Annotated in this window: 16 protein-coding genes; 10 read left to right on the top strand and 6 right to left on the bottom strand. The window is 42.3% G+C overall.

Annotated features, from left to right (window positions below):
- The first annotated feature begins 35 nt into the window (after positions 1-35).
- The 3 genes from AC3CIA_RS21545 (at position 36) to AC3CIA_RS21535 (ending at position 4,973) form a co-directional block, all read left to right on the top strand.
- The gene (locus tag AC3CIA_RS21545) at positions 36-1,367 is read left to right on the top strand and encodes an IS4 family transposase (RefSeq protein ID WP_488518170.1); all 1,332 of its coding nucleotides are present in this window, start codon (positions 36-38) and stop codon (positions 1,365-1,367) included.
- A 476-nt stretch (positions 1,368-1,843) separates the two neighbouring features.
- A complete protein-coding gene (locus AC3CIA_RS21540; RefSeq protein WP_474357232.1) occupies positions 1,844-2,161 on the top strand; it encodes a hypothetical protein in 318 nt (105 codons plus the stop codon).
- Between the two features lie 55 nt (positions 2,162-2,216).
- Positions 2,217-4,973 (top strand): immune inhibitor A domain-containing protein, encoded by a 2,757-nt coding sequence (locus tag AC3CIA_RS21535; protein ID WP_488519027.1) that lies wholly within the window; start codon positions 2,217-2,219, stop codon positions 4,971-4,973.
- Between the two features lie 295 nt (positions 4,974-5,268).
- Here the strand turns inward: AC3CIA_RS21535 and AC3CIA_RS21530 are convergent, their stop codons facing one another.
- Positions 5,269-6,444, bottom strand: coding sequence for an MFS transporter (locus tag AC3CIA_RS21530; protein WP_054545657.1), 1,176 nt, complete (start codon positions 6,442-6,444; stop codon positions 5,269-5,271).
- Positions 6,445-6,674: 230 nt separating this feature from the next.
- Here AC3CIA_RS21530 and AC3CIA_RS21525 point away from each other — a divergent pair, with 230 nt between their 5' ends.
- Complete coding sequence (locus AC3CIA_RS21525) at positions 6,675-7,565, top strand: LysR family transcriptional regulator (RefSeq protein ID WP_488519026.1); 891 nt, start codon at positions 6,675-6,677, stop codon at positions 7,563-7,565.
- Between the two features lie 132 nt (positions 7,566-7,697).
- Here AC3CIA_RS21525 and AC3CIA_RS21520 read toward each other — a convergent pair whose 3' ends face one another.
- From AC3CIA_RS21520 to AC3CIA_RS21505, 4 genes are all read right to left on the bottom strand, one after another.
- The gene (locus AC3CIA_RS21520) at positions 7,698-12,620 is read right to left on the bottom strand and encodes an ATP-binding protein (protein WP_488519025.1); all 4,923 of its coding nucleotides are present in this window, start codon (positions 12,618-12,620) and stop codon (positions 7,698-7,700) included.
- The gene (locus AC3CIA_RS21515) at positions 12,613-13,638 is read right to left on the bottom strand and encodes an HD-GYP domain-containing protein (protein ID WP_054545659.1); all 1,026 of its coding nucleotides are present in this window, start codon (positions 13,636-13,638) and stop codon (positions 12,613-12,615) included. The genes AC3CIA_RS21520 and AC3CIA_RS21515 overlap by 8 nt, the downstream gene beginning before the upstream one ends.
- A gap of 223 nt (positions 13,639-13,861) precedes the next feature.
- Entirely contained in the window at positions 13,862-14,836 is a 975-nt protein-coding gene (locus AC3CIA_RS21510) for a DHH family phosphoesterase (RefSeq protein ID WP_171309336.1), read from the bottom strand.
- Between the two features lie 8 nt (positions 14,837-14,844).
- A complete protein-coding gene (locus tag AC3CIA_RS21505) occupies positions 14,845-14,979 on the bottom strand; it encodes a hypothetical protein (protein WP_017101536.1) in 135 nt (44 codons plus the stop codon).
- Between the two features lie 249 nt (positions 14,980-15,228).
- Between AC3CIA_RS21505 and AC3CIA_RS21500 the strand changes: the two genes are divergently transcribed.
- The 6 genes from AC3CIA_RS21500 to AC3CIA_RS21475 all read left to right on the top strand — a co-directional run bounded on the left by AC3CIA_RS21500 (position 15,229) and on the right by AC3CIA_RS21475 (position 21,293).
- Positions 15,229-17,037, top strand: a complete 1,809-nt coding sequence (locus AC3CIA_RS21500; protein ID WP_253656784.1) for a caspase family protein — start codon at positions 15,229-15,231, stop codon at positions 17,035-17,037.
- 84 nt (positions 17,038-17,121) lie between these two features.
- Positions 17,122-17,784: a hypothetical protein gene (locus tag AC3CIA_RS21495; protein WP_171309335.1), complete on the top strand. Its 663-nt coding sequence runs from the start codon at positions 17,122-17,124 to the stop codon at positions 17,782-17,784.
- Positions 17,784-18,758: an LPP20 family lipoprotein gene (locus tag AC3CIA_RS21490; RefSeq protein WP_171309334.1), complete on the top strand. Its 975-nt coding sequence runs from the start codon at positions 17,784-17,786 to the stop codon at positions 18,756-18,758. Before AC3CIA_RS21495 ends, AC3CIA_RS21490 begins: the two co-directional genes overlap by 1 nt.
- Before the next feature lie 21 nt (positions 18,759-18,779).
- The gene (locus AC3CIA_RS21485) at positions 18,780-20,003 is read left to right on the top strand and encodes a murein transglycosylase domain-containing protein (protein WP_171309333.1); all 1,224 of its coding nucleotides are present in this window, start codon (positions 18,780-18,782) and stop codon (positions 20,001-20,003) included.
- 9 nt (positions 20,004-20,012) lie between these two features.
- Positions 20,013-20,465, top strand: a complete 453-nt coding sequence (locus tag AC3CIA_RS21480; protein WP_488519024.1) for a hypothetical protein — start codon at positions 20,013-20,015, stop codon at positions 20,463-20,465.
- A gap of 9 nt (positions 20,466-20,474) precedes the next feature.
- Complete coding sequence (locus tag AC3CIA_RS21475; RefSeq protein ID WP_171309331.1) at positions 20,475-21,293, top strand: ETEC_3214 domain-containing protein; 819 nt, start codon at positions 20,475-20,477, stop codon at positions 21,291-21,293.
- Between the two features lie 203 nt (positions 21,294-21,496).
- Here the strand turns inward: AC3CIA_RS21475 and AC3CIA_RS21470 are convergent, their stop codons facing one another.
- Complete coding sequence (locus AC3CIA_RS21470) at positions 21,497-22,261, bottom strand: iron ABC transporter ATP-binding protein (protein WP_102444260.1); 765 nt, start codon at positions 22,259-22,261, stop codon at positions 21,497-21,499.
- Positions 22,262-22,270 lie beyond the last annotated feature (9 nt).

Below are 22,270 nucleotides of genomic sequence, written 5' to 3'. Positions count from 1 at the left end.
AAATCCGATATTAGGAAACTAATATCGGATTTTTTATGTCTTTAGAAAGCCAACTTGCGAATACTTTTCGATCATGTAACACCTTTCATCACTTTGATAGATATTCTGACATTCTTAGCCCAGACCTTATTCAGCAAGGCTTCGAACAAGCGGGGGTCGCAACGGTGAGAAGAAGGCGTTTACCTTTAGAGGCTGTACTTTGGTCCGTTGTAGGAATGAGTCTTTTTCGACAACAATCTGTTTGGGATATAGCTAATCAACTCGATATTGTCCTGCCAGACAAACAACGTTTTGTTGCCCCAAGCGCTGTTGTTCAGGCGAGACAGAGATTGGGCGAAGAAGGTGTTAAGCAAGTCTTTAAGAAGATGGCAGCGCATAGCTATCAATCGTCTAACTTCGAAACTTGGTGTGGACTAAACCTTCTATCCGTCGATGGTGTCGTTTGGAGAACGACAGATACACCTGAAAATCATCAAGAGTTTAAAGCACAGCGCAATCAATCAGCTGAAAATATTTACCCTAAGGTACGTATGGTTTGTCTGATGGAGCTTACGAGTCATCAGATAATCGATAGTGCATTCTCTGACTATCGAACCAACGAAATGCGCCTTGCAGAAGAACTCATTGAACAAACCCCCGATCATTCTCTGACTATTTTTGACAAAGGATATTACTCTCTAGGGCTACTTAATCGCTGGAATAAAGTAGGCCAAGAAAGACATTGGATGCTCCCTGTGAGAAAGGACTTTCAGTATGAAGTCGTTCATAAATATAGCCAGAGTGACGCTATCGTTGCTATAAAAACGACACCTCAAGCAAGAAAGAAATTCAGTGACCTCCCTGAGATAATAGAAGCACGGTTAGTGTCGAAAATTATCAAAGGAAAGAAATATCAGGTGCTTACATCAATGCGTGATGGGTTGCACTTTCCTGGTGAAGACATTGTAGAGCTCTATCGCTACCGTTGGGAAATCGAATTAGGTTATAGGGAAATGAAGCAAACCTTGCTTGATAGTGAGTATACATTGCGAAGTAAGCGCCCAGATATGGTCAAACAGGAGCTCTGGGGGATTTTGTTAGCCTATAACCTTATAAGGCAGGTTATGACAAAGGCAGCGAGCAAGTTAGATAGCGTCTGGCCGAATCAATTAAGCTTTACGAGTAGTGCCATGGCTGTGACTCAATACTTTGCAGCTTTACCTTTAACGAGTCCTGGGAAACTACCCAAACACTATGAAGTACTACTACAGCAAATATCGATGTTTATCCTACCACCTCGAAGAGAAGATAGAAGTTATCCTCGTTGGGTGAAACTGAAACCTAAGAAATATGCAACGAATAGAAAAAATGCCAGTCAGCTTAACTGACTGGCATTACTCAAATACGGGCTCTTTTTTACGACTTGGTGCTCCTATCACCTCCACTATTGTTAAATTTCACGCCCTTGAAACACTGAAAATCATTCTCAACACCCCAATTATTGATATTTAGAGTGAAAATAATTTCAGTATGGGTATTTACTAAACACTCAATTATTAAATGCAATTTTTAAACACCGATAATAAAAACGTATCTTATTATTTATCACCCCACACCTTGTATAAAGCGGTCTCAAGATAATAAACACTTACCAACCAATGTTATTAAAAATCCAAACTATCAGCTATTCATTCAACAAAACCCATTAAATAGCTGACAATAAAATAAATAACCATCCTTATTTGATATTAACTCTTAATGTTGAAACCGGAACGAATAATGATTTGTAATGATTATTCATTTGATTGGTTAATTTTATAAATATATTTTGTTACATAATCAAAACTGATGGCTTGATATAAGAATGTCACACAAAACAATGGCTTTAATGGTTCTCATTTTTTCCTCACTGTCACAGGCTTCCACTATTGAGAACGACGAACTATTGCTGAAGTCATTGATTGAACGAGGCGTTATCTGCCCTGGCTTAACCTATGAGGGCAATCAAGAAGCTTTGCGTATCTATCTAAACGCCAAAAAAGTAAAGAGCACTCCGTTTGATTCAAAAAATAGAAAAGAGACAACCAATACAAAAGAGATAGAAAGTACGAAACATACAGCAAACACACGTCAGTTAAATAAGACACCACAAGAGTGTATTAGGCCAGACTCGGACAACTGATTCGAATAAGGCAGTTGATACTGATATCGACATGGAAATATAAAAAGGAAATATAATGAAAATGATGAGAAAAACATTGTTGGCTTCAGCAATGCTTACTCTATTTAGCGTCAGTATTTATGCAAAAACACCTATTGATTTAGGCGTTGTTAATGAAGACAAACTTATTGAAATGCTAGTTAGACAAGGCTTAGTCGACCAAGATGCAACCGATGTGGCAAAGCACGACGCACTTGACCGTTACTTAAAAAATAAGATCAATTCCGGTTTTAAAGGCGACGCTCAATTCGGTAAAAAAGCACTTGAGCAACGAGCGAAAATACTCAAAGCCATCGAAAAAGGATCCGGTGTTAAAAAAGCGAGTGTCTTTGCTTTAGAAGTCGGCACCAAGCGTACCGATAAAGTACTCGCTCTGTTAGTCGATTTCCCTGATTTGAACTGGGATAATAACAAGCTGACCGAAGAGCACACGCAGATGCTCTATGAGAGCTACAACCCAGAGCATTATCAAGAGCTGTTGTTCTCAAATTCTGGCTACACAGGGCCCAACGGCGAGAACCTAATCTCGATGCGCCAATATTACCAAAGCGAATCAGGTGATAGTTACAGCGTTGCAGGTCAAGCGGCAGGTTGGTATCGCGCCTCTAAGCCTGCGTCATTCTATGGTGGCAACTCCCCTACCACCGACAACGACTTAAACGCACAGGAACTGGTTCGTGAAGCACTGAATCAATTGGCTCAAGATCCGAGCATCAACCTAGCCGACTACGACATCGAAGATCGTTACGATTACGACGGTGACGGGAACTTCCGTGAACCCGATGGTGTGATTGATCACCTAATGGTGTTCCACGCATCTGTTGGCGAAGAAGCCGGTGGTGGCGTATTGGGCCCAGATGCTATCTGGTCTCACCGATTCAACCTTGGTCGCACACATGTGCTTGAAGGTACCTCTAGCTCGCTTCCTGACCGCTTTGGTGGCCAATACGCAGCATTTGATTACACCATTCAACCGATTGACGCGGCAGCGGGTGTCTGTGCTCACGAGTATGGCCATGATTTGGGTCTACCAGACGAATACGACACACAATACACAGGCAAGGGTGAACCAGTATCTTACTGGTCAATCATGTCTTCAGGCAGCTGGGCTGGTCAAATCGGTGGCACACAACCAACGGCATTCAGCTCTTGGGCAAAGCACTTCCTACAAAAATCGATTGGTGGTCGCTGGGTTAACGATGATCAAATCTCGATTGATGACCTAGAAGACAACCCACAAGTTTATACACTGTTCCAAACAACGGATAACAGCCGTCCGAACATGATTAAGGTCGATCTTCCTGAAAAGCAAATTGAAAGTCTGAAACCCTTTGAGGGAGAGTATTCATTCCACTCTCAAAAAGGCGATGACCTGAAAAACAGCATGACACGCAAGTTGGTGATTCCAGCCGGTGATTCTGCATTGCTTTCGTTCAAAACGTGGTATGAAATTGAGAAAGACTACGACTTCGCTCGCGTGCTTGTGAATGGACAAGCAATAGCTGGCAACATCACCTCAATGGATGACCCATACAATACTGGCCTCGTTCCTACTATTGGCGGCGAATCTGGCGGGTGGATTGACGCTGAGTTTGACGTTTCACAATGGGTAGGCCAAGAAATAGAACTGTCATTTGAGTACATCACCGATGGTGGCTTGGCGATGGAAGGCTTCTATCTGGATAACCTCAGTGTGGTCGTTGATGGTGAAGTCACCTCAATAGACGATGGTGAAAGCAACTCCACCTTCGCCCTAAATGGCTACAAGCTGAGCAATGGATTCCACCAAGCGCAACACTACTACCTGCTGCAATGGCGTAGCCACATGGATGTTGATGAAGGCCTAGCCAACATCAAACGTATGGGGCAACTTATCTCATTCGATCCGGGTTTGATCATTTGGTACGTAGACGAGTCACTGACTGATAACTGGGTAGGCAAACACCCAGGTGAAGGTTGGTTAGGTGTGGTCGATGCAGACCAGAATGCCATGACTTGGGAAAAATCTGGTGAAGTCGCTCAAACTCGTTACCAAGTTCGTGATGCTGCGTTCTCACTCAAAGATCATACCCCAATGCGTCTTGTGAACAGCGACAATGATGTACTTGAAGATACTAGTTTGCTTGGTAACGCTAGCTTCTCTGACGACCAAGACTACACGTCTCCTCAAGCGCCTGATTCAGGACGTATCCTGACGGAGTTTGGTTTAGCCGTTGATATTGTGAATCAGAGTAACGACAACGAATACGGCGTGGTGCGCTTATCTAAAGTAAGCCAACACAACATCGCTCCTACTGCGAACTTCGAGCTTAATGTTAACGGTCTGAATGTTTCTACAAACAACTTCAGCTCTGATCAAGACGGTGAGATCGCCAGTTATCTATGGGACTTTGGCAACGGCACAACAAGTAACGAAGTGGCACCAACTTGGTCTTACGAGCAAGCCGGTGAATACACGGTGAACTTGACTGTTGTCGACGACAAAGGCGCTACCGATTCATTTAGCTCCGTAGTGAGTGTTGAATCTCCAAACGCCCTTCCAGAAGCGAGTGCAAAGTACATTCACTTGGGTCGTTGGGTAACCATGTGGTCTACAAGTTCAGACAGCGATGGTCGTATTGTTGATACCGAGTGGACACTTCCAAACGGAAAGGTGAAACGAGGTCGCACATTCACTTCTATCTTCCCTTCATACGGAAAGCACGAGGTGACTCTGAAGATAATCGATGACCAAGGTGGGATTACGACTAAGACAATTTTGGTCGACCTGTAGCTCATCTTGGGTCTTAGGTCTTAGGTCTTAGGTCTTAGGTCTTAGGTCTTAGGTCTTAGGTCTTAAACGATAGACCATCAAAATAAGTACGCGGCTCTATCACACGTACTTACAAGCAAGCTTAAGCACTGTTGTCTTCGAGCATGAGCCAAGACAGCAGTTTTAAGGAAACGTTATTATTTAAGCCGTAAGCAAAAGCCCTACCGATTTGGTAGGGCTTTTTATTGGTCGCAGTTCGAGATACTAGGGTTCTAATCACAGTAACGAATTTACTGAACCACTATTCGATGAGTCATTACACAGGCTGCTTTTGAATACGCGATTTACGAGCACTAAATGCGAACAGCAAGATAACAGCTAACACGAATGGTAATACGTAGATATTAAGGTTCTGCCACCCTGCTGTCGATTCTAGCCAGCCAGAGAGCATCGCTGTAATAGTCACACAGCCAAAGACAATAAATTCATTAAACGCTTGTGCCTTAGCTTTATTCTGCGATTGGTAGGACTGACTAAACAAACCTGTTGCCGCGATAAACATGAAGTTCCAACCCACACCAAGCACAACCAAGGCCGCTCTGAAGTGCCAAATAGATTCTCCATGAATGTTAATCGCGATACAGACGACGAACAGAATCCCGCCCGCCAAGATCATCATTCTTGAGCCAAACCTCTCGATAAGTGATCCGGTAAAAAATGCAGGTACAAACATCCCCAACACGTGCCACTCAATCACGCCAGCAGCTTTAGTAAAGTCAAAACCACAGCCAATCATTGCCAATGGCGTTGCAGTCATCAAAATGTTCATTACAGCGTAAGCAACCATGGCTGCAAAGACCGCACCAATAAAGTTCGGTGCTTTAACGATCACACCTAAAGGATCGGCTTTGGGAGCCTGACTATTAAAAGAGACTTTAGGAAATTGAATGGTTTGTAAGATGAGTAACGCAAGAATATTCAACCCAATCAAAGAAGCAAAAGCACCAATGTACAAGCCATCTGCTGACCATTGTTGAGACATGATCGCTAAGTTAGGCCCGAGTACTGCAGCAAGAACGCCACCAGCCATCGATATAGAAATTGCGCGATGTCGTGCATTTTCATCACACACTTCGATAGCAGCAAAACGATAAAGCGTGCCAAAACCTATACCTATCCCAAGTAAGAACGTGGCGAAACAAAACAGATAGAAATTTTGCTGAGATAAAGCGTAAGTTGCAAGGCTCGCCCCTGTAATGCCAACCACATTACCGATACTGAACCCTCGTTTTCGTCCTAATTTTCCTGAAATTAAAGATGCAGGAATAGTGGCTGCCATTAAACCCAAAAACTGCAGTGCTACCGGCAAGGTAATCATGCTCACACTGGGCGCAATCTGCTTACCGATCAAACCAATCACCGAGATCAACAATATGTTACCCGTCATCAATAAGGCCTGACACAGTGAGAGCAGCCAAACATTTCTATTCATCTTCGTTCCTAAATATGAGCACAGTGGGTCAATAGACCAAATAATCAACAAAGTCGCAACACTTTGTTACTCAAAAGAACTCCAGCAAACAACCGCAGGCTCTGCCTCGAACAATATTCAATCCAGCATACTTTGATCTTCGCTGCTTTACGCCCTAGGGTTGAAATTATCATTACTTAAGATAATAATAATTTTCTATTATTTATAGGCTTTAGCATTTGAAGGTGAGTATGATTAATCCACTTTGGCTCAATACATTTAAGACTCTGGTTGAAGTTGGACATTTCACCCAAACCGCAGAAAAGTTGTACATGACACAACCAGGGGTCAGCCAGCACATCAAGAAGCTTGAACAAGCTTGCAATTGTGACCTGTTATCGAGAGAAAATAAAAGCTTCGAGCTGACCGAACAGGGTCGGATTATTTATCGCTATGCGCTCAAGCTAGAAAAAGACCAAGAAGATTTATTCGAATCTCTGAGTTTTGACAATCCTTATGCTGGGCAATGTCATCTATCCTGTTCGGGTTCACTCTCTTTACGTCTGTATCCCAAGCTTCTTGAACTTCAGCAGCAACACCAAGATCTGAGCATTAACTTAGAAGCAGCTCCAAACAAAAAGATATTGAACGACCTAATCCAAGGCACCACCGATATCGGCATTGTTAGGCACTCCCCAAACGACAGTTACTATCAGAGCCAAGTCATTGGTAAAGAAGCACTCTGCCTCATCGTTCACAGCAGTCTGGCTCACTTAGAGATAACTCCACAAGTACTGCACGACATTGGCCTGATTGCGCATCCAGATTCTGCTCACTACCTGTCTTTGTATTTCGATCTGTGTGGAGACAAGGATCTCGCGAACATCAACGTTAATGAAATACCAAGATCTGGCTACATCAATCAGCTTCACCAGATCTTGCTGCCAGTATCGAAAGGGTTAGGCTTTACCGTCTTACCGGCAGGTGCAGTTGAGCACTTCCCGGAAAGAGACAAGTTGCACGTTGTGCCACCCAAAATAGAGGTTGAGGAAATACTGTATCTGGTTCAAAAACGAAACCGAAAACTGCCGCACCGATACGATACGGTTATCGATCTGATCAAACAGAACGTGAGTGGTTAGAAGCGTTGATTAGTTGATTAAATTTAAAACCTTTAACCCAGAAGATTAAAGGCTTTAGTACTGAAGCACTTATTATTCAGACAGTAATAGCGATAAGACAGCAACTGTTATATGCCGACTAAGCAAAGCGGCTTATTCCAAGGTACTGAGAACCTGACAGGCTCGCTCGAAGTCATAATTATCTAACGCACTTTGCGCATCGTTAAGCGCAACAGAATTTGGATACTCTTTAAGTAACTCGGCCACGTATTGCGTTGCATCGTTATCATAAGCTTCCAGCAGCGAGAGTAGCTTAACCCTTTGATCTTCTTTGACCACGGTTCCCATCGCACTTGCTTCACTCATGTATTCTACTTGTGGCTTCACAATCTGGCTTTCCGTTGCTGCAATAAGCTCAACTAACCTCGCCTCACCTTCTCTGAGGGCTTGATCATCACACAAACGATTGTGAGCTCTATCTTCTAACTCTCCCATCAAATCAGCAAACCGGAGGCCGCCAATCGACGCTGCCATACTTTTCAAAGTATGCAGGTTTCTTTCAAGCGTAATCCAATCGTCTTGTACCAAATTATCAACCGCATCAACCATCATGCTTGGGGCTCTGCTATGGAACTTCCCAATCAGTTTGTTTTGAAGTTCTGCATCATGATGAGTGAGCTGTTCAAATCGTTGCTGAGAAAACACACTGATCACATCAATGCTGTTAGGTTGATTTGTTAGGCCTTCGAGTTGCTCTGCCTGCCCATCTAACGGCGCTACCTTCTCTTCTACCATCACCTCTGGCACGATGTATTTGATAAGCAAAGAGGTCGCTTTATCAATGATTATCGGCTTATCTAAGAAATCCGTTACCCCTGCGTCTCTTGCTCTCTGTTTTGCATCAGCGAATACATTAGCCGACATCGCAATGATAGGAACTTTCGTATCAAACTCTCTAATTTTTCGTGTCGCTTCGAAGCCATCCATAATCGGCATTTGAAGGTCCATAAAAATCATTTCGTACTCGTTAGTTTGAGCTAACGCCACGGCTTCTGCGCCATTTTCGGCTAGATCAGCATTCAATTTAGCACGACTAAAATATGCCAGAGCTAAATCTTGGTTCAGCTCGTTGTCTTCAACCAACAACACCCTTTGTCCTTTAAACTCAATATGATAATCCAGTTTAAGTTCCTGCGACTTAAAGTCCGCGAGTTCCTCTGTGTTCGATCGAGGTAACGTCAAAGGGAAAGAGAACTCACTACCCTGTCCCAATATGCTCACTACTGAAATTTCACTGCCCATGGCTTGTACAAGCTTTTGACTGATATTAAGCCCTAAACCTGTGCCACCAAACCTACGTGTGGTGGTACTGTCTGCCTGGCTAAACGCTTGAAATAGTTTATGTCGGTTCTCTTCTGATATGCCTATCCCAGTATCCGAAACCATGATCTTCATGCTCACACTGTTCTCATCAGATTTGACCAGTTCAACGGCTAAGGTTACTTGCCCATGCTCTGTAAATTTAATGGCATTACCAATAAGGTTCAGGATTACCTGAAATAGCCTCAATGGGTCACCAAGCATTGGCGTCTCTAGTTCCGGTGCAATCGACATTGATAAATTCAGCTGCTTTTCGATTGCTTTCGACTCCATCAACTCAATCACATCTTTGAATGTCGTTACAGGATCAAATGGAATACTATCAATAACAAGCTGACCCGCTTCTATCTTTGAGAAATCAAGAATATCGTTGATGATAGTTAATAATGAATGGCCCGAACGATGCACTTTCTCGATATAATTTCGAGCAACCGGGTTAGATATTTCCCCAATCGCTAGATAAGATAAACCAATAATCGCGTTCATCGGCGTTCTTATTTCATGGCTCATGTTAGCTAAGAATTCAGATTTGGCTTGGCTCGCCAAATCGGCTCTCTTTTTCTCTTCTTCTAGTTGTTCATTTAGACGTTTCATTTCTGAAATATCAAAAGCCCAAAATAGAGTCGCGACTTCCCCATCAAGCTCGAGTAGGTAGTAACTAACAAGGGCGACAAAACGACTGCCATCAAATTTCCGAAGCACTAACTCCCTATTCACAACCTTACCGTTAAGACTCAGTTCTTTATACAAATTATCACGATCGGATAAAGTGTTATAAACGACTTCAACATCAATAGAAGAGAGATCTCTTCGTTCTACTCCAAAAAGGCGTTTCGCCGTATCATTCGCATAACGAACTTGTTCGTCGACAATAACACTCGCTGCTATCGGGGATGTGTTCAAAATGTTGTAAAGCTGATTTTGTGCTTTACGAAGTGCTTCGGTAGCGTTATTAGCAATAGTGATTTGCTTAGATAATTTCCTATTCCAAAATACAATCAACAACACTATCACCACGGAAAATATCGAGATCGTATAAACGAGTTGGTAATCAACTTTTTCAATTGCTTTAGGTGCCGCCCATTTAGCGGATATTTTTTGGTGGTCTTCTGCAGAGATACTTCCTATTGCTTTGTTAACAATAGACAGTAATAACGGCTCTGATTTAATGACGTGTAAGGTCGGCGACAAAAAGAAATCCAATCGACCAATAATTCCGATACCTCGATAACCAAATGAATTGATCAAATAATTCAACACATCGACAGTATCAATAAATCCATCGAGCTCACCAGATTCAACTCGATCCAACCCTTCTTTGGTGGATTCGACAAGATCCCATTCGATATTTGGGTAACTTTCAACAATGGCTTCGGTATTAGCACCACTGGCTAATATTCCAAGCTTCCAACCTTGAGCTTCTTTAAGCACAATACTATTTACATCACGTCTTGAAGCTATCGCAAGGCGACTAGAAAATAGCGCTTTTGCTGGTTTTACACTTTCGCCTAGTGAGCGATTCTCAACCGCAGCTGACACTAAATGTACTCGTCGATGATCAACGAGGCGACGCGTTTCTTGCCAACTTTCAACGTCGACATGACTAAGGCGCAGTCCGGTTTTTTGTTCAATTAACTTGAGGTAATCATCAATCATCCCTATATATTCATCCTTGTTTGACAAGGCTTCATAAGGTAATGAGTTTGGGTCGATACCTATCTTTAGTTCGGGATGGTCTTTGATCCATTGACGCTCTTTCTGACTTAAATTAAGAAGTTCACCAGTCAGGCTGTTCGATTGGTAAACATCAGAAATATAACGCTGAGCTCCTTCACCAAACGATTCAAATTGATCAATCGAAGGGAAATACACATAATTACTCTCAACCGAATTGACATCAAAATAAAATGTCATGAAGCCCGCATTTATACTTCCTGTTTGCGTTTTATAACCAGCGCCTTTGGTAACAGATGATAATTCAGACGTATTCTTTTTACTCAGTGAAGAATCTAATACTTCGCCTAAATACCAAGATTCAATAGGTCTTTTATTATTATCCGCTTGAGCAGAAATAACCTTAAAGGTGTGCTCAGCATCGAATATATCAAAGATCTCAGGAAGTTCTTCGAAGCGGTCATTCACAATAAAGTAAGCGGAGATTTGAGCGATAATATCGGCTTTTCTAAGTACAGAAGTAAGATCATTCTTAACTTGGGTTTCAAGTATCTGTTCAAACTCATCATCAGTTTGCTTTAAATATTTAATCGCTTCGTTAAAACTGTCTCTTAACTTGGGCGTTCTAAAATCAACATAAATTGGATAGTCGACTTTAAAATCTTCGTGTAGTTCGATTTCACGTATTTCAATGAAACGAGTATTTGTAACAAACCATCTTAATACCCGTTTTTCGACCATTAACAAGTCAACATTTTGTGCTCGTAGTTGAGAAAATGCAGACTCTAAGCTATCAATATCTTCAATTCGATCGATGCTCACCTTATCTTTAAGTAGTTCGACAGAATTTTTTATTGGTGATGTTTCATCGAATAACAAAGCACCTAAAGATAGGTTCTTGGCAGATTTGAGGTTCAAGTTACGTCTTTTTAACGAAACTGGCACGAACTCAACATCCATGACTTTGTCACTCAAAAAGTGCACTGAAGAGCCGTCAGCCTGTATCCCTGAGACAAACGATATCGAACTATTGTTATCGATGGCTTGTTTCGCAGCACTACGAGGCAACGTGACAACGTCACCCAATCGATAGCCCATATTGTTTAGAGCCCTTTGCATAATGTCGTGTTCGATACCGACAGAAGTGCTATCCGGGTACATGTATGGTGGATTACCAAAACCAAACACCCCTTTAACTGGAGTCCGGTAGGGTGAGTCTTTTAACCAATGCGATAGAATCCGGTTTTTCTTCCCAATATCAAACGTTGCGATTTGTTGGTTTAACAAAGCGAGCAATTCGGTGTCCTTAGTTCGAACAACCATTGCAGCTTCTATGTATTTCCAGCGGTCGAGAACGTAATTGACCGCTAAACTGTATACACCACTCTTGTGAGCAAGATTTAATGTTGTAACGGGCTCGGCGAGCATCCCATCGACTGAACCATCTTCCAGTGCTCGGATAGCATCAATCGCAGTATCAAATTGGACTCTTTCGATTGAGCTGAGTTGTACCCCCGACTTTTCTAGATCGATACTATCTTGAACCATGGCGATACGCCGCTTATCGGACTGCTCAATGTTGTCGGTGGTAGGGTCGTCGGTAGGAAGAATCACCGCGATTTGGTAGGGAATATAAGGGCTAGTAGCGAGAAATCGACCACCTTCGCTTGGGTCGAATTGCTGGAAAGGAAAAACATCGCCACGCCCATCAAGTAGGACCTGCTTTGCTTCGGAATGAGAGTTCACACTTATAAAGTTCGTTTCAATTCCATAATTGAGTTCAAACTCGTTCGCCCAATCCCGAATGATACCTGACACCTCCCCTCTATCATCAATAAACGAATAAGGATAATGACTGGAAAGCGCGATAAAGGTCACTTTAGGTTTACTTTCTAACCACCGGGTTAAATCATCTTCACTAACACTCACGGCATGAGCATGTGGTAAACCAATGAGAAGAAACAACAAACTGGAAATGAGTATAAAGCACTGCTTAATCCATATAACAAAGCGCTTATTCATCTTTAAATTTCTCTTTAATCGCTAGTATTTCGGGCAAGTTGACGAAAAAAAGATCGACGATAGTCGGATCAAAATGCTTGCCTTTCTGTTCTTCAAACAAGCTCAGCGCCTCATCGACACTCCAAGCCTTCTTATAAGGACGCTCTGCTGTCAGGGCATCAAATACGTCAGCAACGGCCGCAATTCGTCCGACCAATGGAATATCTTCGCCGGCTATCTGGTTTGGGTAACCACTGCCATCCCACTTTTCATGGTGATACTGCGCGACTTGAATGGCCATACGCATCAGTTTGGAATCGCCCTGCCTACCAAGGATTTCAACACCGAACTCGACGTGTTTCTGCATGGTGGTCCATTCATCGGCATCCAATTTGCCTGGCTTCAGTAACACACTGTCAGGAATGCCAATCTTGCCAATATCATGCATCGGCGCTGCATCACGTAAGGTCTCGGCATCTTCGTCTGTCATGCCCAAGGCTTTGGCTAATATCTCGCAATAATGGCTCATGCGCATAACATGCATGCCTGTTTCGTTATCTTTAAATTCAGCGGCTCTACCCAATATGTTGAGCGTTTCTAGTTTGCCGAGATTGATCTCTTGGGTTTTCTCTTTCACCTGACTAAACAAAGCTCGTTGCTGGTCATAAAGAGCAATATGGGTTTTTACACGTTGTAGTGCAATTTCAGGTGTAATTGGCTTCGTTAAATAATCAACAGCACCTAAGGACAAGCCTTTTACTTCGGCTTCAGGGCCAATCTTTGCGGTAACGAATATAATGGGGATATGCGCAGTATTTGGCTGAGCTTTTAATTGACGGCACACTTCGTAGCCATCGATGTCAGGCATCATGATATCAAGGAGAATAAGATCTGGCTGCGGCACCATCTTCGCTATTTTGATACCGATAGTACCGTTAATCGCGACCTTAACTTGATAGGTATCTTTGAGGATTGCCGTTAACACATCTAAGTTACTTGGGGTGTCATCCACGACTAACACTATAGGTTTACGACTCATTGACACCTCTTATAAAAATCAAACAGTTATAAACATAGTGTAGATGGGTTTTCGTACCTCTCAACATGAAAATGACAAATGATTGTTAAAAATGAAGAGTCGATCTTCGAGTGACATCAAACTAACGCTAGTTGAAGTATGACCAGTCAAAAATTCGGCATCCAGCCTTTAAAGTGAATCAGATAAAAACCATCGATTAGTTTCAAAAAACACTCGCTCCAATTCAACAAACAACCAGTTGAGGACGAATGAGATCATAAACAAAATTTTGTTCAATGGAGTGGTTAAAGACTTGATTAACAACACCGCCAGCCATATGTGAATGTCCTCCACCAAACCCAACGCCTGTATCATTGAGAGCTTTCTTTATCACCTTAGCCACGTCATTTTGGGGGCATTCAGAACGCAATGAAACGAATGTTCTCTCATGGGTACGGGCACTTAACACAACAATATCTATTTCATCAACAGTAAGTAGAAAGTCACCAAGCACTCCCAGCATATTTTTAGGGCACCCTTCTGGTAAGCTCCCAAATGCACAATTCCCGTCTTTCCTAATAGCCTCAAACATGGAATCAAATAACTTCAATTCTTGGTATTCGATTTGGTTGCGACAAATGCGATTGACCATATTCATATCAGCACAGCTTTGAAGTTGAAAGAGGGCTTTGATATCAGCTTTGTTCATTGCTCGGGTAAAATTTGCCGTATCGAACGTTAATCCAACAAGTAGAGCCGTTGCTACGCGTTCGGGAATTGGCAGGTCGTAATGATTAAAGTACTCAACCATAATGGAAGCTGTTGCGCCATAGTTAGGTCGAATATCGGAAAACCAAACGAAACTGGGGGCTTTAACCTGATGGTGGTCGATCACCCCAACTTCTATACCCGGTAAATCGGTAACGTTTTTTTCACCAATGCAGCCATCCACAACAATGATTTTATCATTGGGTTTTAGATCTAATCGGTGAGATTTAACGATGGGAATATCAAGCCACCCAATCAAATTATGTAAAGAAACACGGTCAATAAAGCCTTGATAGGTAATGAGTGGTTTAAAGCCCTTCTTCCTAAGTAAATAGGCGAGAGCAAAAGCGGAGCCCACCGCATCATGATCAGGAAAGTCATGAGCTTGAATAATGATTCGTTCGCAGTCTCTTAGGCGCTCGAGAAAATCGTCAAATGAGAAAATAGACATACTTCACCTTAACCTTTGAGCTTTTCTATTGTATTGAGAACAGTTTCAGTACCACTATCCAATTGACTAACCATCTCATCTCCATATTGAATTCCAATAAAAACGCCGATAGCGATTAAGAGAAGAGCAATAATTTTTAACATGAGAACACCACCATCTATAAATAAAGCGAATCAATTGAGCTCTAAAAGTAAGAACAACACCCTCCTAAGCCTCTCAAATAGAAGCAAATTAAGAAACACTCCTCCCAAATTAACTAAAACTTGCTCACATTTAACAAAACAAACATTGACTTATATCTCATTGCGATTGATGCGCTATTGAGTGATATTCAACTAGATTATATGGTCTTGAGCTCATCTGACACTACGGCCATACGGAAGACTTATCTAATGACACGGAATAGAATTGTCACAGGTATGCTATTTGCGCTAGCACCAACTCTTAGTTTTGCTAACGCTGACAATCAATTTGAATTTTCGCACTCTAAACAGGGAACTGTATGTTCATCTAATCCTGATATTTGGCAGCTTGGCGGTGAGCTGCAAGTTGATGCTCCTATTTCGCTGAATGGCAAGGTCATCACTCGCGGTGGACAAAGAAAAGCAAGCAATAATATTGACTTATTTACAGGAAAAGAGTCCTCTATCGAACAACAATACATGACGAGCTCTATCGGATGTATACAATCTGAGGACCCAATGTCATTGGTTGGCGCGGTCGCCTCTTTATACGAAGTACAACACACTACATTGACCAGTTCAGACATCCCACCACCAATTCGAGAGCCAGATCTGCCCAAGGCGCCAGAAATCGTCAAAGATCAATTTGAAACCAAAACCCAGTTTGATCAACGCGTTGAAAAATTGCGAATAGAACGACAACAACAGATAGCCGCTATACAACTGAAATATCGTCAACAAGTAGAAACTCGAAATGCCAAAATTCGAGTCCTACAAGAAGGTGCAGACTCTCGAAAGGGCAACTTGGGCGTGCAGAAAACTCGACTCGTCGCTAAGGCTTTTAGAGATGTAATGGGTAAGCCGGTCGTCACAACAAAGAGTTATGATGCTGAAAACCAGCAAATGCACCTGTTGTTTAAAGCGTCAAATCAAAACTATCAGCGAGACATTATTCTAAATGTACCTCTTGAGCAGGCGCGTGATGTCTTCAGCAATATCGATAACCTTGACCTCGCACTCACCTACTCTTATGACGAGAATCAACTAGAGCTCGTAAATATAAAAGGCAACTACAATGACGCTATGTTTTCTGGGGATGTAGCTAAAAGTAATTATCAGCCCGAAGCTCTGAGTGTAGTTCTTAACAGTGGCCCAAGTAGTGCCACGACTCCAGGGCTAGAGATGCAAAACCCTAACTTGATCGATGCTTTTGAAGTCGATTCACGCCTCTCGGCAACGGACAACACCGCTTCTGATGAATTGAAGCAACTACTTAATGGCTTTGTGCCTGTGGAAAGTAACTCATCCAACTGGTTCTTCAACCTATCGATCGAAGATTACGCAAATTCAGATCAAGTAGCCTTTGCGCGCAGCAGTGGTGAAGTGATGTCTGACGTCGCGACAAAAGTTCTGGGGGTTCCAGAAAGGCACGTCTACGAACTCATTGACCGTGACGCAACCAGTGGTGCGATTAAAGATAAGTTACGTTTAATGTTAGACAACGTCGATGAAGGCGATACGGTTTACTTCTACTACAGTGGTCACGGTATCCCTGCGATTCCCGATAATGATCCTTACATTCTCCCGCAAGATAAGATCCCTGACTACATAACTGATGATGAGTTCTTCAAACTCGATAACCTCTACAAAACACTGTCTAGCAGCAAAGCAGCCAAGATAGTCGTTATGGTAGACAGTTGTTTCAGTGGAGCGACTGATGGTGTATCGGTCATCAAAGGGGTTGCCGCCTCCAGACTGGCACCGAAAAAAGTCAGTATCGATCCTGAGCGTATGGTCGTGATCACCGCGGGACGCGATAAAGAGTATTCCAATATGTACCAAGAAAAAGGTCATCGCCTGTTTAGTTACTACCTCATGAAGTCAATGATCGAGGGAAACAAGGATGTGAATACGCTTTATCAAGATGTTTACGACAAAGTGAAATCTACCTCTTTTGAGATGGGGGATTTAAAACGTCAACATCCAACAATTACCGGTAACCAGACTATGTCACTTTAAGAGCATGTCTCTTTTAAGATCATACCACTTTTAAAACTATTTCAATTTACAACATATTTGAAACATTGATTAAGGCTTATATCCATGTTTAAGAAAACACTTTTAGCAACATCCGCTCTTCTAATCTCATCAACAGCCTTCGCTGCAGATGTAGAAAACTCGAATCTAGATATCGCTTTCCAAGGAGCTCATTTCCAAGGTGCTGGTAATCAAGTCACCATGCTGCGAGTTCCGTTAACCAACAAGGACACTGGGCAAACTCGATTCTTCGACATGAGTGCAGAATTCGCTGCGGACAAAAATGGCAACCTGATATTCAAAAATATGAGTTCAATAACATCAGTTGCTTTCGCAAGTGCAAATCAACTTATTGCGGGTCACTACTTGGATGGGAATAATTGTAGTTGGTTCGTAGAAGGCCCTTCTGTAACTTCTAATGGTAGAGCTAGTTGGAGCTTCTTTAAGCCATCTAATAACATTGGCTGCTCGAATAGCAACCCACGTTCAGGTCAGGTTCTTGACGGTCCTTTGGCAGGAAATCAACTAGCTGTTACGCAAAGTAAAACATACGATAAAATTATTAAAACATCCGAAGGTAATCTAAATTACGGAGTATATCGCGGCAGTTATGTGATGTCAGCGGTGCAAGCAGGGAAAAGCATCGCAATTAATATTTACAATCAATATGGCTTAGATGGTAGCTGGACAATCATGCAAGCACCTTACCCAGGAAAAAAAGAAGACTAATGAAAAAGTTAGCATTAATCGCAATACTCGCGAATTCATATGCTTTCGCTTCCCCGTCTTGGTACGGGGAAGTGCCATTGGACTCAACTTTGAGCTATGGATTCGGCAAAGGCAATACCTATCAACAAGCCAAAGACGCGGCCTATCATGATCTGGCTAAAGGTGTTGAAAACCGAATAGTCAGTAAAACCACCAGTACTAAAACCTTCGAAAATGGCGAGTTAAAAAAATCGGCTGCCTCTCATAAAGAGTCCATATCCAATGTGGTTTTTCGAAACAACGTCACCATTATCAACAGTGAAAAATCGCGAAAACAGTTTTATGTTCAAGTTCAATATGACCCTGAGTCATTTGCACAAAAGCTCTCGGCTTGGCTAAAAAAATCGCAATGCCACAGTGAATTACACCCATATTGGTCAACAACGACCATGCTAAAAAACTGGGTAGAACAACACCAATGTCTGCCGGATATAGATATCGAGCGGTTTGCTGGGGGCTGGATGCTTTCCAACAGTAGTGGCCAGTTAATACTACCGGAAGCAAAGTATAACCACCTATTTTTCAACTATTCAGATGAAAGTATAAATATTCACTCATCCAAGCCACGACTCAATGCTGGCGACCATTACTTTATTCAACTCAACTCAAACCAAGCGGGTTACCTCTCTTTGTTTCAAGTTTATGAAGATGGCAGTACAGGCGTGTTAGTTGAAAACTATCAAGTTACAGATGGCGACTCTATCGAGTTTCCAGATAGAAACAAGTATGACGGCATCGAAGCACTGCTCAACGATGGACAAGAGACATACGATATCAATATCGCATTGCTCTGCCCTACAAAAATTGACACCTCTCGATTTGAGCGATTGGATGAATCGCGTTTATCAACAGACACCCCAGGGTTTGGATTGATCCTGAACTATTTCGAGCACTGTGATTTTGTCATGGAACGACTCTCGATAGAGAAAGGTTAATCCCTCGGTCAAGGAACAGATATGAAGAAAATAATTTGCCACCTATCCCCTTTAGCAATACTGATCTCTAGTGGATGGGCATCTGCTGATACGCTGCAGCAAGCGTGTGAACTTTCAATTACCGAACAAAGTTGCCCTAGCGTCGAACATTTTGTCAATCAACCTTTTGAAGCTAAAGATGAGTTTGAAAAATACAAACTCTGCAGTGAAGCCCAATTTGATCTTTACAAAGTGCAAAAGAACTGCGAATTCGATCAATATGTGGCGCAAGCTCGACAAGAGTTTAATAAATTTAAAACCAAAGTTTCAGAGTCTTGGGATAATCCTACCTTTAGCGACCAATTTAAATGGGTCAGCTACAACCCCTCTTTACAAATAAAGCGTGAAGTTAACTTCGAGAAAAATACGATTCAAGTCACCACTATTGCAGGTGAAACAACCTCAATAGAAGAGCTCAAAGAAGAGATCGTGCGCACATCTCAGCTGACCATTGGTGAAGCCCAACAAGCCGATGCTTATACCTCTGAACTGATTGAAGCGACAAATGTTGAGAAACTCAGTGACAAAACATTCTTACCAGTTTCCGAAACACCTAAGGTTCAGGCCCAAGAGTTAGACAAGGCTCTTGAAACGGTGACGGTGACCAAAGTCAAAGACAGTAAAGGCAATACCGTTCTCAAAGCCGTTATTTCTTTTCCGCCAAGTTGGCTTAATCGTAAAGAACAACGCTTTTTTGATACCGTTGAGGTTTACGCAGAAAAATACAAACTTGAGCCTGAATTTATACTGTCCATCATCAAGACAGAAAGCGCCTTCGACCCGACAGCAACCTCACATGTTCCTGCCTTTGGCTTGATGCAAATTGTCCCAAGTTCCGCAGGGTTGGATGCGACAAATTTCCTATTTGGTGAGCAGCAGTTACTGAATAAAGAATACCTATTCGACCCCGAAAAAAACATTGAGGTTGGCACCGCATATTTACACTTACTGCGTTCTCGCTACTTCAAAGGTGTTACCAATGAAGAGAGCTTAAAGTACTGCATAACAGCGGCTTACAATGGCGGTATGGGGCCAATCTATCATATTTTCGGTGGCAAACGCTCAGTTGCAATCAAGAATATTAACCAGCTTGAGCCACAACAAGTATTCCAAACGATCCAACAAAAGCATTCTGCCGCGGAAACTCGTAACTACTTGAAAAAAGTAAGTAAAGCAGAAGTTAATTACGAAAATAATATGATTTAAGGATAAAACATGAAAAAAACTCTAATTATCGCTGCAATTGCTACATTATCATTTCAAGCAACCGCTAACTCCGAATTTCCTAGCTGGCGCATGAACCCACAATCTGATTTACCTGAAGGCTTAATCGCGGGTGTTGCTTGTGTTGAAAGTATGGGAGACATGACGCTTGATATGGACATCGCTTCAATGGAGGCGAGAGCATCGCTAGCTGCGTCTCTCGAAGCCATGGTGCAAAAAGAGCTCGATACAAATCGAACCTCGGAGAAAAAGAAGATTGTAACAGCCGATCGTAAAGACAATGTTGTGACTACAACCGTAACCGCTAAATCGACCACAAAACAACTGACCAACCAGTTAATGAAGTTTACCTGGGTAACAGAAAGCGTTTCTGTAGAAAAAGATATCGAAGAATATTTATGTACCCGTGTGGCTGCACGAGCACCTCAAGTTGTTGCTGAATAAGGTTTTATCATGTCAGAACAAGCTCTACCTTCATCTGTTGATAAAGCAGCACCAGAAGAAGACATGTCTTTAACTCAACAAGCTCCCAATGAAGATCAAAAAGATTTTCTTGAAATAATGAGAGAGAAGACACCAAACTCTATCCTTGCCATCATTGCGCTGATCATCGCAGGTGGTCAGTTCAACGATGCTATTGATATGGGAAGCAAAGGTTGGGATCTCTTAATTTCTAACTTTTCAGATGCTCCATCTAACGAGCGTCTTTCTAAAGTCTATATTCGTGCATCCAGTGGCATTTTAGAAGAGACATTTGGCTCTCCGGTTTATACCAAGATGTCGAATGGTGAGGTACAGATAAAGTACTACAAAGACAGTAAGTTTATTCTTTCCGCCATAACATCCAACGATACAATAGATGCCTTTCTCATTTTCCCTAAACCGGGATTTGTCGCTGATGTGAACTACCATGCGGGCAGCGCCACTTATTTGGAAACCAACTTCGTTAACTCGACGGCTGAACAGGATGCCATATCCAATATTGCGCGTTCAGGTAATTATTACATTGAAGAAGCAGAAGGTGGTCGCTATGAACTTTTATACAGCTCTGTCGGTGGTTATAGCGAATACCTATCCCCTCTCTCTGCGCAACAACTCAAGTTACTCGCTGATTTTAATGACAAATTGATGATGGAAGAGAATACAAAAGATTCTTTAACTAAGCTACGCCGTGAAATCAGGCCAAACTTCTATGGGTATACGACGGTCGATTTAGAATCACTCGCCCCTGCAATCCTTACCAAGCTAGAATATGAATTGATCACTGATTAACAGCGTTGTTCATTGATAGTCGGTATCCAGTAATTTGCATATCTGATTCGATTGGCTCTACGTACATTGATGAACTCTTCGAGTTTGTTAGAACTGAGCAAATGTTAGAAAGTGCCAATAACTGAAAACAAAAAAAGCTCCTCATATGGGAGCTCTTTTCATTTCGGTAACTAAGGGGTTAAGCAGGCTAGAGACCCAGTAATCTAACGACCTGAATAATACATACAGATTCGAACGCCATCGAACTCGCGAATCTCAAATGGGATCTCGTAGATCGATTCCATCACTGACTTTTCAACCACTTCAGAGACCTTACCCGACTTAACCACTTGGCCCTTCTTCATCGCGACAATGTTATCAGAGTAACAAGAAGCAAAATTGATGTCGTGAATCACGATCACCACCGCTTTATTGAACTCATGCGCTAAACGACGCAGCGTCTGCATGATTTCGACCGAGTGTTTAATATCAAGATTGTTCAGTGGTTCATCTAGGAACACATAATCTGTATCTTGCGCCACAACCATCGCGATAAACGCCATTTGACGCTGACCACCACTCAACTCATCAAGGTATTTGTTTTGGATATCGGTAATCCCAAGATGCTCTAGTGCCGTATCGACGATCTTATGATCTTCGTCTTTCAAGCGACCTTGAGAGTGTGGGAAACGACCAAAACAAACCAACTCACGAATCGTAAATCGCATATTGATGTTGTTTGACTGTCTTAACACGGCAAGGTGCTTGGCTAGCTCTTTGGTATCCCACTCAGCCAATAACTTATCGCCAATGACTACTTCACCTGCGTCACTGTCTGTTAAGCGACTCGCCATAGAAAGCAGCGTACTTTTACCCGCACCATTTGGGCCAATGATAGAAGTCACTTCGCCTTTCGGGAACATAGCACTGGCATCATCAACCACGAGTGACTTGCCATACTTCTTACTTAAACCTGTTAATTTAATCACAACTTACTA

The organism is Vibrio sp. QJM3NY_27 (assembly GCF_057785955.1).
This window is presented reverse-complemented; position numbering and strand designations above follow the sequence as displayed.